General features: G+C 70.8%; 11 protein-coding genes. All 11 read left to right on the top strand.

Annotation, left to right across the window (positions count from 1 at the left end):
* Positions 1 to 4: 4 nt before the first annotated feature.
* The 11 genes from pheS (at position 5) to tyrS (ending at position 12,874) form a co-directional block, all read left to right on the top strand.
* Complete coding sequence (gene pheS, locus JOB34_RS14865; protein WP_208053429.1) at positions 5 to 1,099, top strand: phenylalanine--tRNA ligase subunit alpha; 1,095 nt, start codon at positions 5 to 7, stop codon at positions 1,097 to 1,099.
* A complete protein-coding gene (gene pheT / locus JOB34_RS14860; RefSeq protein WP_208053428.1) occupies positions 1,099 to 3,630 on the top strand; it encodes a phenylalanine--tRNA ligase subunit beta in 2,532 nt (843 codons plus the stop codon). The genes pheS and pheT overlap by 1 nt, the downstream gene beginning before the upstream one ends.
* Before the next feature lie 27 nt (positions 3,631 to 3,657).
* Entirely contained in the window at positions 3,658 to 4,698 is a 1,041-nt protein-coding gene (argC, locus tag JOB34_RS14855; RefSeq protein ID WP_208053427.1) for an N-acetyl-gamma-glutamyl-phosphate reductase, read from the top strand.
* A 49-nt stretch (positions 4,699 to 4,747) separates the two neighbouring features.
* The gene (argJ, locus tag JOB34_RS14850; protein ID WP_208053426.1) at positions 4,748 to 5,899 is read left to right on the top strand and encodes a bifunctional glutamate N-acetyltransferase/amino-acid acetyltransferase ArgJ; all 1,152 of its coding nucleotides are present in this window, start codon (positions 4,748 to 4,750) and stop codon (positions 5,897 to 5,899) included.
* Positions 5,896 to 6,804, top strand: a complete 909-nt coding sequence (gene argB / locus JOB34_RS14845) for an acetylglutamate kinase (RefSeq protein ID WP_208053425.1) — start codon at positions 5,896 to 5,898, stop codon at positions 6,802 to 6,804. The genes argJ and argB overlap by 4 nt, the downstream gene beginning before the upstream one ends.
* Complete coding sequence (locus tag JOB34_RS14840) at positions 6,801 to 7,988, top strand: acetylornithine transaminase (RefSeq protein ID WP_208053424.1); 1,188 nt, start codon at positions 6,801 to 6,803, stop codon at positions 7,986 to 7,988. Before argB ends, JOB34_RS14840 begins: the two co-directional genes overlap by 4 nt.
* Positions 7,985 to 8,917, top strand: a complete 933-nt coding sequence (gene argF, locus JOB34_RS14835) for an ornithine carbamoyltransferase (RefSeq protein ID WP_208053423.1) — start codon at positions 7,985 to 7,987, stop codon at positions 8,915 to 8,917. Before JOB34_RS14840 ends, argF begins: the two co-directional genes overlap by 4 nt.
* The gene (locus JOB34_RS14830) at positions 8,914 to 9,441 is read left to right on the top strand and encodes an arginine repressor (RefSeq protein WP_208053422.1); all 528 of its coding nucleotides are present in this window, start codon (positions 8,914 to 8,916) and stop codon (positions 9,439 to 9,441) included. Before argF ends, JOB34_RS14830 begins: the two co-directional genes overlap by 4 nt.
* Positions 9,438 to 10,904, top strand: coding sequence for an argininosuccinate lyase (gene argH, locus JOB34_RS14825; RefSeq protein WP_208053421.1), 1,467 nt, complete (start codon positions 9,438 to 9,440; stop codon positions 10,902 to 10,904). The genes JOB34_RS14830 and argH overlap by 4 nt, the downstream gene beginning before the upstream one ends.
* Positions 10,901 to 11,545, top strand: coding sequence for a DNA-3-methyladenine glycosylase (locus tag JOB34_RS14820; protein ID WP_208053420.1), 645 nt, complete (start codon positions 10,901 to 10,903; stop codon positions 11,543 to 11,545). Before argH ends, JOB34_RS14820 begins: the two co-directional genes overlap by 4 nt.
* Positions 11,546 to 11,614: 69 nt before the next feature.
* Complete coding sequence (gene tyrS / locus JOB34_RS14815; RefSeq protein ID WP_208053419.1) at positions 11,615 to 12,874, top strand: tyrosine--tRNA ligase; 1,260 nt, start codon at positions 11,615 to 11,617, stop codon at positions 12,872 to 12,874.
* Positions 12,875 to 13,202 lie beyond the last annotated feature (328 nt).

The raw sequence follows: 13,202 nt of genomic DNA, 5'->3' as shown, positions 1-13,202 counted from the left end.
GTCGATGTCAGGCCCCAACACGCAATACGACCCGGTCGAGGTGGCTGCTCTGGACCCCGCTCAGATCGATGCGGCGGTGCAGTCCGCGATCGAGGGGATCGCGGCCGCCGACTCGCTCGAGGCGTTGAAGATCGCACGCACCGAGCACCAGGGGGACAAGAGCCCGCTGGCCCTCGCCAACCGCGAGATCGGGGCGCTGCCGCCGACCGCGAAGGCCGAGGCGGGCAAGCGCGTGGGGCAGGCCCGCGGTCGCGTCGCCCAGGAGCTCAAGGCACGCCAGCAGGTGCTCGAGGCCGAGCGCGACGAGCGCATCCTCGCCGACGAGCGCGTCGACATGACCCTGGTGCCCGACCGGCGCCCCCTCGGCCGCCGCCACCCCGTGGAGTTGATGGGGCAGCAGATGGCCGACGTGATGGTCGGGATGGGCTGGGAGATCGCCGAGGGGCCCGAGGTCGAGGCCGAGTGGTTCACCTTCGACGCCCTGAACTTCGACCAGGACCACCCGGCCCGGCAGATGCAGGACACGTTCTACGTCGAGCCCCCGGACGCCGGTCTCGTACTGCGTACGCATACCTCGCCGGTGCAGGCCCGCGCCATGCTCGAACGCGGCGTGCCGCTCTACATCGCGGTGCCGGGACGGGTGTTCCGCACCGACGAGCTGGATGCCACCCACATGCCGGCCTTCCACCAGCTGGAGGGCCTGGCCGTCGACGAGGGCCTCACGATGGCCCACCTCAAGGGCACCCTCGACCGGCTGGCCGCCGAGTTGTTCGGCCCGGACATCACCACCCGGCTGCGCCCGTCGTACTTCCCGTTCACCGAGCCGTCCGCGGAGATGGACCTGCGCTGCTTCGTGTGCCACGGCGACGACCCGGACTGCCGCACTTGCGGCGGCACCGGCTGGATCGAGTGGGGCGGCTGCGGGATGGTCAACGAGAACGTGCTCCGCGCGTGCGGCGTCGACCCGGCGAGGTACTCCGGCTTCGCCTTCGGCATGGGCATCGACCGGGCGCTGATGTTCCGCACCGGTGTCGCCGACATGCGCGAGATGATCGAGGGCGACGTGCGCTTCAACAGCCAGTTCGGGATGGAGATCTGATGCGGGTGCCCGTCGAGTGGCTGCGCGAGTACGTCGAGATCGCACCCGGGACGACCGGCGCGGACATCGCCGCCGCCCTGGTGCGCGTCGGTCTGGAGGAGGAGGGCCTGCACGGCGCCGACATCACCGGACCGCTGGTGGTCGGCCGGGTGATCTCCGCCGACCCCGAGCCGCAGAAGAACGGCAAGACGATCAACTGGTGCCAGGTCGACGTGGGCGATGCCAACGGCACCGGTGAGCCGCAGGGCATCGTCTGCGGAGCGCACAACTTCACCGCGGGCGACCGGGTCGTCTGCGTCCTGCCAGGCGGCGTGCTGCCCGGCGATTTCCACATCGCCGCGCGCAAGACCTACGGGCACATCAGCGCCGGGATGATCTGCGCCGCGGACGAACTCGGCCTGCCTGACGACGGCTCCGGCGGGATCATCCGGCTGGCCGAGCTGCTGCCCGGCGCGGAGCTGGTGCCCGGCCAGGACGCCGTCGCGCTTCTGGGTCTGGATCGCGAGACAGTCGAGATCAACGTGACCCCCGACCGCGGCTACTGCTTCAGCCTGCGGGGCGTCGCCCGGGAGTACTCCCACGCGACCGGCGCAGGCTTCACCGATCCGGTGCCCGCCCTCGCGCAGCGCGCCCCGCACGACGCAGACACCGGCTTCGCGGTGCGCCTGGACGACCGCTCGCCGCTGCGCGGACAGGCCGGCTGCCGCCGCTATGTCACCCGCACGGTGCGCGGCATCGACCAGGGCGCACCCACCCCGGCATGGATGGCCACCCGGCTCACCGAGGCCGGTATGCGGCCCATCTCGCTGACCGTCGACATCAGCAACTACGTGATGCTGGCGCTCGGCCAGCCCACCCACACCTTCGACCTCGCGACGATCTCCGGTCCGATCGTCGTACGCCGAGCAGCCGCCGGCGAGACCTTGAAGACCCTCGACGATCAAGAGCGTTCGCTCTTCGGCGAGGATCTGCTGATCACCGACGGCGGTGACCGCGTGCTCGGCATCGCCGGGGTGATGGGCGGCGCCGACACGGAGATCTCGGGGACCACTACCGACGTGCTGATCGAGGCGGCGAACTTCGACCCCGTCTCGATCGCCCGCTCGGCCCGCCGGCACAAGCTGCCGTCCGAGGCCGCGCGCCGGTTCGAGCGCGGAGTGGACATCGACCTGGCCCCCGCGGCCGCACAACTGATCGTCGACCTGCTCGTCGAGTACGCCGGGGGAGTCGCCGACGATGGCGCGACCGACGTCGGTGACGGGCTCCCTCCCGTCACCATCGACTTCGACCTCACGCTGCCGACGCGGCTGGTCGGTGTGGCGTACGACGAGGAGCAGGTCGTCGACGTCCTGCGCCAGATCGGTTGCGCCGTCGAAGTGTCCGGCAATCGCGCCCGCGTCGTGCCGCCCACGTGGCGCCCCGACCTGACCACCGGCCCCGACCTCGTGGAGGAGGTGGCGCGCATCCACGGGTACGACGCCATCCCCTCGGTGGTGCCCCGCCCGCCCGGCGGCCGCGGTCTGACGCGCAGTCAGCAGACCCGGCGCACGATCGCGGACCTGCTGGCCGGTCGCGGCCTGCAGGAGACCTGGAGCGCGCCGTTCGTCAGCCCGCAGGTGCTGCAGCGGCTCGGGATCGACGACGCCGACCCCCGCAGCCGGGCCGTCAAGATCGCGAACCCCCTGTCCCAGGAAGCCGACCTCTTCCGTACGACGCTGCTGCCGGGACTGCTCGACACCCTGCGGCGCAACGTGTCCCGCGGTGCCCGCGACCTGGCGCTGTTCGAGGTCGGGCTCGTCGCCCTGCCGGACGGTCAGGGCCGCAAGGCGCCCACGGAACCACCGGGCGTGCGTCCGGACGACGCGACACTGGCGCAGATCCGCGCCGCCGTACCGCCGCAGCCGCGACAGCTCGCTTTCGCCCTGACCGGTGAGCGCGACCGCACCGCCTGGTGGGGTCGCGGACGTGGCGCGGACTGGACCGACGCCCTGGAGATCGTGCGCGACCTGGGCCAGGCCCTCGGCCTCGCGCTCACCACAGCCGCCGACGAGCGGGCACCGTTCCACCCCGGCCGGTGCGCCGTGGTCACGGTCCCCGGCGGCGGGATCGCCGGCTGGGTCGGAGAGGTGCACCCGAAGGTCTGCGAGGCCCTGGAACTGCCCGCACGCACAGTCGCGGGGGAGCTCGACCTGGACGTGCTGCTCGCCGCGAGCGAGGGCGACACGGTCTCGGCACCGGTCTCGACGTACCCGATGGCCAGCAGCGACGTGGCTCTGGTCGTCGACGAGACCGTCCCGGCAGCGCGGGTCGAAGCCGCCCTGCGCGCGGGTGCCGGTGACGACCTCGAGGCGGCAGCCCTCTTCGACCTCTACTCCGGCGAGCAGGTCGGTGCGGGCAAGAAGTCTCTTGCCTACCGGCTGCAGTTCCGGGCACCGGACCGCACGCTCACCACGACCGAGGTGAACGCGGCCCGCGACCGTGCGGTGGCTCGCGCGGAGCAGGACACGGGGGCGTTCCAGCGCGGCGCATGAGTATGCGTAGGCGTGTATGATCATGCAATGCTGAAGATCGCTATCGCCGGAGCGAGCGGGTACGCCGGTGGGGAGATCCTGCGCCTGCTGCTGGGCCGTCCCGACGTGCAGATCGGGCACGTCACGGCGGCGAGCAGTGCCGGTAGGACGCTCGGCGAGGTGGCGCCGCACCTCAGCCCGCTGGCCGACCGCGTGCTCCTGGACTCCACCGTCGAGCACCTGCGCGATCACGACGTGGTGTTCCTGGCGCTGCCGCACGGAGCGTCCGCCTCGGTCGTCGAGCAGCTCGCGCCCGACACCGTGGTCATCGACTGCGGCGCGGACTTCCGGCTGCAGGACGCCGACGCCTGGACCACCTTCTACGACACCCCGCACGCCGGCACCTGGCCCTACGGCCTGCCCGAGCTGCTCACGGCCGGCGGTCGGCAGCGCGACGCCTTGCGTGGTGCCCGTCGTATCGCGGTCCCCGGCTGCTATCCCACCGCGTGCACGCTGGCACTTGCTCCTGCGTTCGCCGCCGGACTGGTGCGGCCGCGCGACGTGGTCATCGTCGCTGCCAGCGGCACCTCCGGTGCCGGGCGCAGCCTCAAACCGCATCTGCTGGGGGCCGAGGTGATGGGCGCGATGTCGCCGTACGGCGTCGGGGGCACCCACCGGCACACCCCCGAGATCGAGCAAAATCTCGCCGTGGCCGGTGGCGCTCCGGTGCGGGTGTCGTTCACCCCCACCCTCGCCCCGATGCCGCGGGGGATTCTCGCCACCTGCACGGCACCCCTGGCCGACGGCGTCCGACCGGGGCAGGTCCGGGAGGCGTACGCCGCGGCGTACACCGACGAGGCGTTCGTCGAGCTGCTCCCGCCCGGGTCCTGGCCGTCGACCGGGAGCGTGCTCGGATCCAACATGGTCCATCTGCAGGTCGAGGTCGACGAGCGGGTCGGCCGGGTGGTCGCCGTCGCAGCCGTAGACAACCTCACCAAGGGCACGGCGGGCGCTGCGCTGCAGTGCATGAATCTGGCGCTCGGGCTCCCCGAGACGACCGGCCTGCCGACAGCGGGAATCGCACCGTGACGACGACCGGCACCAGCAGGACCGGCAACGCAGAGACAGGGAGTAGGCCGTGAGTGTCACCGCACCGCAGGGGTTCCGGGCAGCCGGCGTGACCGCGGGTCTGAAGGTCAGCGGCGATTCCGACGTCGCGCTCGTGGTGAACGACGGACCCGACCATCACGCGGCCGCCGTCTTCACCAGCAATCGCATCGAGGCGGCGCCGGTCACTTGGAGCAGGCAGGTCGTCTCCGACGGCCGAGCCGATGCCGTGATCCTCAATTCCGGTGGTGCGAACGCGCTGACGGGTGCGCAGGGATTCGCCGACACCCACCGCACGGCCGAGGCGACCGCGGACGCGATCGGCGTCTCCGCAGGTGACGTCGTGGTGTGCTCGACAGGTCTGATCGGCGAGCTGCTACCGATGGACAGACTGCTGTCGGGTGTCGCCCGGAGCGTCGAGGCCCTCGACGCACAGGGCGGTACGGCGGCTGCCACCGCGATCATGACCACCGACACCCACCCCAAACAGGCGACGGTCGCGCGGTCGGGGTGGTCGGTCGGCGGGATGGCCAAGGGCGCCGGGATGCTGGCGCCGGCCCTGGCGACGATGCTCGTGGTCATCACGACCGACGCCGTGGTCGACCCCACCGACCTCGAACCGGCGCTGCACGCGGCGACGGAGATCACCTTCGACCGGATCGACTCCGACGGGTGCCAGTCCACCAACGACACCGTCCTGGTGCTCGCCTCCGGTGCCTCCGGCATCACCGTCGATCGCGCGGAGCTGACGGATGCTCTGACCGACTGCTGCGCCGACCTGGCCCGCCAGCTCATCGGCGACGCCGAGGGTGCGCACCACGACATCAGCATCGAGGTCCGTTCCGCCCTCTCCACGACCGAGGCGCTCGAGGTCGGCCGGGCGATCGCGCGTAACAACCTCTTCAAGTGCGCGGTCTTCGGCAACGACCCGAACTGGGGTCGAGTGCTGGCGGCCGTCGGCACGACGTACGCCAGCTTCGACCCGGCCGAGCTGGACGTCTGGATGAACGGCGTGCAGGTGTGCCGGTCCGGTGGCGTGGGCGAGGACCGGGCGGGCGTTGATCTGAGCGGTCGGGAGGTGCAGGTCGTCGTGGCCCTCCACGCGGGGGAGGCGGCGGCGACGATCTGGACCAACGACCTCACCCACGAGTACGTGCACGAGAACTCGGCGTACAGCACATGACCCTTCGCCCGCGCACCGATCTGATCGCCGCCGCCGACAAGGCCGTCACGCTGGTCGAGGCGCTCCCGTGGCTGGAGCGGTTTCGCGACGCGCTCGTGGTGATCAAGTACGGCGGGAACGCGATGACCGACGACGCGCTCAAGCTGGCGTTCGCCCAGGACGTCGCCTTCCTGCGGTACGCCGGGCTGCGCCCGGTCGTCGTGCACGGCGGAGGCCCGCAGATCCAGATCATGCTCGACCGGCTGGGCCTGCAATCGGAGTTCAAGGCCGGTCTGCGCGTCACCACCCCGGAGGTGATGGAGGTCGTGCGCATGGTGCTGACCGGCCAGGTCTCCCGTGAGCTCATCGGCCTGATCAACCAGCACGGATCTCTGGCCGTGGGGTTGTCCGGCGAGGACGGCTCGCTCTTCGGCGCACGTCGCCGCGGCGCGCTGATCGACGGCGAGGAGGTCGACATCGGGCTCGTCGGCGACGTCGTCACCGTCAACCCGGCCGCCGTCCGCGACCTGCTCGACGCCGGCAGGGTGCCCGTGGTGTCCTCCGTCGCGCCGGACCTGGCCGAGCCGGGGCAGGTGCTCAACGTCAACGCCGACACCGCGGCGTCGGCGCTGGCCGTCGCGCTGGGCGCGCACAAGCTGGTCATGCTCACCGACGTGGAGGGCATCTACGCCGACTGGCCCGACCGCGACAGCCTGCTCAGCTCCCTGTCCCTGCAGCGCGCCGAAGAGCTGCTGGCGGAGGTGGACTCGGGGATGGTGCCCAAGCTGGAGGGGTGCATCCGGGCGATCCGCGGCGGAGTGCCTCAGGCGCACGTGATCGACGGCCGCCGGGCGCACTCGCTGCTGCTCGAGGTCTTCACCGACGAAGGGATCGGCACCATGGTGCTTCCGCAGGACGACGCATGACCGCCCAGCAGGACCTGCTGCGGCGCTACGAGGGCAGCCTGCTGGGCGTGTTCGGCACGCCCCCGCTCGTGCTGACGCACGGCGACGGCTGCTACGTGTGGGACGCCGACGGCCGGCGCTACCTCGACCTGCTCGGCGGCATCGCCGTCAACGTGCTCGGCCACGGGCACCCGGCCCTCGTGGCGGCGGTGTCCAAGCAGGCGGCCGAGGCCATCCACGTCTCCAACCTCTTCACGTCCCGCCCGCAGATCGAGCTCGCCGAGCAGCTGTTGCGGATCGCCGACGCGCCGGACGGCTCGCGGGTCTTCTTCGCCAACTCGGGCGCCGAGGCGATCGAAGCGGCCATCAAGCTGGCGCGGCGTACCGGCCGCCCGGGCATCGTTGCCGCGGAGGGCGCCTTCCACGGGCGCACCACCGGCGCGCTCGCACTGACCCACAAACCGGCCTACCGCGCGCCGTTCGAACCGCTGATGCCCGGCGTCAGTCACGTCCCGTATGGCGACGTCGACGCGTTGGCGTCGCAGGTCACCTCCGAGACCGGGGCGGTCGTGCTGGAACCGGTGCAGGGTGAGGCGGGCGTCATCGTGCCCGACCCGGCCTACCTGCGGGCGGCCCGTGAGATCACCACAGCCGCAGGGGCATTGCTGATCCTGGACGAGATCCAGACCGGCATGGGACGCACCGGCCGCTGGTTCGCTCACCAGCACACAGACGTGGTGCCGGACGCCATCACGGTGGCCAAGGGGCTCGGTGGGGGAGTGCCTGTCGGCGCCCTGGTGACGTTCGGCGATCAGGTGTCACAGTTGCTGCAGCCGGGTCAGCACGGATCCACCTTCGGGGGCAATCCGCTGGCCGCGGCAGCGGGCCTGGCCGTGATCCAGACCATCGAGGAGCAGGGACTGCTCGCGAACGCTGAGCACCTCGGCCGTCTGCTGGCCGAACGCATCCGCGACGAAGCCCCGGACGGAGTCAGCGGCGTGCGGGGGATGGGCCTGCTGCAGGCCATCACCCTCGCCGAACCGATCGCGCCCGCCGTCGCCGTCGCCGCCCGCGACGCCGGCTTCATCGTCAATCCCGTCGCGCCGCAGACACTTCGGCTTGCACCGCCGTTGATCCTGAGCACGACCCAACTCGACCAGTTCCTGGATGCGCTCCCGGGCATCCTGCAGGAGGCAACCTCATGACCCGGCACTTCCTACGCGACGACGACGTCACTCCGGTGGAGCAGGCCAGGATCCTGGACGAGGCAGCGCGCCTGAAGGCGGAGCGGTTCGCAGCCCGCCCGCTGGAGGGCCCGCGGTCCGTCGCGCTCGTCTTCGACAAGCCCACGCTGCGCACCCAGCTGTCCTTCTCCGCAGGGGTGTCCGAGCTTGGCGGTTACCCCGTGGTCGTCGACGGGTCGATGGCACAGATCGGAGTGCGCGAGTCGATCCCCGACTGCGCCCGGGTCCTCGGTCGACAGGTGGCCGCGATCGTGTGGCGCACGTTCGACCAGTCCCGGATCGAGGAGATGGCGAGGTACGCGGGGGTGCCGGTGGTCAATGCGCTCACCGACCAGTTCCACCCGTGCCAGATCCTGGCCGACCTGCTGACCATCACCGAGCACCGCGGCAGGCTCGCCGGTCTCACCGCGGCGTACGTCGGCGACGCCGCGAACAACATGGCCCACTCCTACCTGCTCGGCTTCGCGACCGCGGGCATGCACCTTCGGGTCGGCGGGCCGAACGTGGCGCAGGCGGACCCCGAGGTCGTCCGCCGTGCGCACGAGATCGCCGCCACGACAGGGGGATCGATCACCCTCACCGACGACCCGCGCGCCGCAGTCGACGCCGTGCAGGTCGTCATCACCGACACCTGGGTGTCGATGGGTCAGGAGGGCGAGTCCGCGACCCGCAAGGGCAGCGACTCCCCGTTCGCCCCGTACGCCGTCGACGCCGACCTGCTGAGCCACGCCTCCGACGATGCGATCGTCCTGCACTGCCTCCCTGCCTACCGCGGGTTCGAGATCAGCGCCGAGGTGATCGACGGGCCGGCGTCGGTGGTCTTCGACGAGGCCGAGAACAGGTTGCACGCCCAGAAGGCGCTGCTGGCCTTCCTGTTGGAGCAGTCGTGATCCCGGCGACGCGGACGGCGCGCCAGCGGCTCATCGTGGAGGTCATCACGTCCGAGCGGATCCGCTCACAGTCCGAGTTGGCCGACCACCTGGCCCGCAGCGGGGTGGAGGTCACCCAGGCGACGCTCTCGCGGGACCTGGTGCAGCTGCGCGCCGCCAAGGTGCGCGACGGCTCGCAGCTCGTGTACGCCGTGCCCGCCGAGGGCGGCGACGACCGGCCCCGGCCGCCCGCCGACGGCGGCGAGGTGGACGAGCGGCTGCGCCGCGTGTGCGCCGAACTGCTGGTCACCGCGACGGTCACGGAGAACCTGGTCATCCTGCGCACCCCACCGGGAGCCGCGAACTACCTGGCGTCCGCGATCGACCACTCCTTCGCCGCCGACGTGGTGGGCACCCTCGCCGGGGACGACACCGTCATGGTGGTGGCAAGCTCGTCCGCCACCGCACCTGCGGTGGCACGCGCGCTGCTCGACGCAGCGGAGCACACCGATGCCGCACGCGATCAAGGAGACTCACCCCAATGACCGACGAGACCCGAGCGACCCCGGAGACCCAAACAGCCGCTGTCAGCCTGTGGGGCGGCCGGTTCAGCGATGGGCCGGCGGACGCCCTGGCGGCGCTGTCCAAGTCGACGCACTTCGACTGGCGGCTCGCGTCGTACGACATCCGCGGCTCCCGGGCGCACGCCAGGGTGCTGCACGGAGCGGGACTGCTGTCGCCGGAGGATCTCGCCGCGATGCTGGACGCCTTGGACCGGCTGGCGGACGACGTCGCGAGCGGCGCGTTCGGTCCCGCACCGGACGACGAGGACGTGCACACCGCGCTCGAACGGGGACTGATCGACCGGGCCGGTCCGGAGGTGGGCGGCCGGTTGCGCGCCGGTCGGTCGCGCAACGACCAGATCGCCACGCTCTTCCGGGTCTACCTGCGCGAGCACGCCCGCGAGGTCGGGGGACTGCTGCTCGACGTGGTCGACGCCCTGGTCCTGCACGCCCGCGCGCACCTCGGTGTCGCGATGCCGGGCCGCACCCACCTGCAGCATGCGCAGCCGGTGCTGTTGTCCCATCACCTGCTCGCCCACGCCTGGGCGTTGCTGCGGGACGTCGACCGGCTGCGTGACTGGGACGTGCGCGCGGACGAGTCGCCCTACGGATCCGGGGCACTGGCGGGTACGGCGCTCGGTCTCGACCCGCTCGCCGTGGCCCATGAGCTGGGCTTCAGCACCTCGTCGCCAAACTCCATCGACGGCACCGCGAGTCGGGACGTCGTCGCCGAGTTCGCGTTCGTCGCGGCGATGGCCGCGGTGGATATCTCCCGCATCGCCGAGGAGGTCATCCTCTGGGCAACCCGGGAGTTCTCGTTCGTGACGCTGGACGACGCGTTCTCCACCGGGTCGAGCATCATGCCGCAGAAGAAGAACCCCGACGTCGCCGAGCTGGCGCGGGGTAAGGCGGGTCGCCTCGTCGGTGATCTCGCGGGACTGATGACGACGCTCAAGGGCCTCCCGCTCGCCTACAACCGTGATCTGCAGGAGGACAAGGAGCCGATCTTCGACGCCGTCGACTCGCTCGAGGTGCTGCTCCCGGCGTTCTCCGGGATGGTCGCCACCCTCACCTTCGACACCGAGCGCCTCGAGTCGCTCGCGCCGCAGGGTTTCGCCCTTGCCACCGACATCGCCGACTGGCTGGTGCGTCAGGGGGTCGCGTTCCGAATCGCGCACGAGGTGGCCGGCGCATGCGTGCGGGTGTGCGAGTCGCGCGGCATCGAGCTGTGGGAGCTGACCGACGAGGACCTGCAGGAGATCGATCCGGCCCTGCAGCCCGGGGTGCGCGAGGTGCTGAGCGTACCGGGCTCTCTGGCCTCGCGCAGCTCCCGAGGCGGCACGGCGCCGGAGCGGGTGCGCGACCAGCTCCAGGAGGTCGATGCGCGCAACGAAGAGCTGCGCACCTGGACCCGGCGAGTGCCCGGGGACCACGCCGCGGAATGACAGGTCCTTCCTCGCTGCCGTTCCCGCTCGACGGTTCGGTGAACGTGCTCGACGTGGCGCCGAGGATGCTCGGGGCGTACGTCGAGCACGCCGGCGTGGGAGTGCGGATCTGCGAGGTCGAGGCGTACGACGGCGCGAACGACCCGGGAGCGCACGGCTTCCGCGGGCAGACGCCGCGCAACTCGGTGATGTTCGGGCCTCCGGGGCACCTGTACGTCTACTTCACCTACGGGATGCACTACTGCATCAACGTCGTCTGCGGTCCGGTCGGGCACGCGGCCGGCCTCCTGCTCCGGGCCGGCGAGGTCGTGCACGGCGTCGGCCTCGCTCGGGAACGCCGTGGACTTCGAGGCCGACAAGGCACGGTCCCCGACCGAGACCTGGCCCGTGGGCCCGCGCGGCTGGCGCTGGCCCTAGGTTTCACCGACCTGGGACGCAACGGCACCGATCTGAGCGACCCGGAGTCGCCCGTGCACGTGCGGGCGGGCGAGCCGGTGCCTCTGACCGCGGTCCGGACCGGCCCGCGGGTGGGGGTCAGCGGTGCCGGCGGGGACGGCGCGACCTACCCGTGGCGGTTCTGGATCGACGGCGACCCGCACGTCTCGACGTACCGCCCGTCGAAACCCCGTCGACGTACCTGAGACTTGTACGGCAGCCTGCACCCACGACACGGCGCCCTGGACGGTGCGCCACGGAAGGAACCGAGACCAGTGACTGACATCTTCGCGGAGCTGCAGTGGCGCGGCATGGTGGCCCAGACCACCGACGAGACCGCCCTGCGCGAGGCACTCGCGAGCGGCCCCTTGACGGTCTACTGCGGTTTCGACCCGACCGCGCCGTCGCTGCACTTCGGCAACCTGGTGCAGCTCGTGCTGCTACGCCGACTGCAGCGTGCCGGGCACCACGTGCTGTGCCTGGTGGGCGGCTCGACCGGCCTGATCGGCGACCCGCGACCGTCGGCCGAACGGGTGCTGAAGACGCCTGAGCAGACCGCGGAATGGGTGAGCCGCATCGAGGAGCAGGTGCAGCCGTTCCTGGACTTCGACGGGTCCAACCCCGCCCGCATGGTCAACAATCTCGACTGGACGCGGGGCATCACCGCCCTGGACTTCCTGCGCGACATCGGTAAGCACTTCCGGGTCAACACGATGATCAAGAAGGACGCCGTCGCCGCGCGACTGAACAGCGAGCACGGCATCAGCTACACCGAATTCAGCTACCAGGTGCTGCAGGGCCTGGACTACCTGCACCTCTTCCGGGAGTTCGGGTGCACGCTGCAGACCGGCGCGGTCGACCAGTGGGGCAACATCCTGGCCGGCGCCGACCTGATCCGGTCCACCGAGGGCGCGGCGGTGCACGTGCTCACGACTCCGTTGCTGACCGACTCCAGCGGCCGCAAGTACGGCAAGTCCGAGGGCAACGCCGTCTGGCTTGACGCCAAGATGTTCAGCCCGTGGGCCTTCTACCAGTTCTGGATCAACGTCGACGACGCCGAGGTGGTGACCCTGCTCAAGGTGCTGACCGACCTGGACCGGGAGCAGATCGCGGTCCTGGAGCAGCAGGTGCGTGACGAGCCCTTCCGTCGTACAGCGCAGCGCACGCTGGCGGAGCTGGTGACCACCCTCGTGCACGGCGCCGACGCCACCAGGTCCGCGCAGGCCGCCGCTGAGGCACTGTTCGCCAAGGGGGATGTGAGCGCGCTCGACGAACGCACGCTGCAGGACGCGACGGCGGAGCTTCCGGGCGGTGTCGTGGACACCGGGTCCACGATCGTCGACGCCCTGGTGCAGACGGGCGTGGCCGACAGCCGCAACGCTGCACGACGGCTGATCGACGAGGGCGGCATCTCGCTCAACAACGTCAAGGTGACGACCGCGGAGGCCACCTTGACCGAGGCCGATTACCTGCACGGACGGGTGGCTCTGATCAAGCGCGGACGCAAGCATCTGGTGGCCGCACGGCGGTCCTGAGCGCCGATTTGGTCGCACCCGACCCGGTGTCGTACGCTCTTGCCCACTGCCTGACGGAGGCACGGACGGCGAGCAGCCGGACGGTCCGCAGGTCGGTGAAAACCTAGCACCACGAACGAAATACCCCGCTTCGCTCGATTTGGAAGCAGCCGGGAAGTGGTGCTAAGTTACAGAAGTTGCCCCGGAGAAATGCGGACAAGATCTGCATGCAACGGTCGCGATCGTTTCTTGATAACTCAACAGCGTGTCGAGTGATTGATGCCAGATTTTTTGTTTGGTTGATGTTGACGAAGTTTTATCTTCTGTTGATTTCAGCTGGGATTTGCAT

The sequence above is a fragment of the Allobranchiibius sp. GilTou38 genome (assembly GCF_017565325.1).
In the GTDB taxonomy this organism is placed as follows: domain Bacteria; phylum Actinomycetota; class Actinomycetes; order Actinomycetales; family Dermatophilaceae; genus Allobranchiibius; species Allobranchiibius huperziae.
This window is presented reverse-complemented; position numbering and strand designations above follow the sequence as displayed.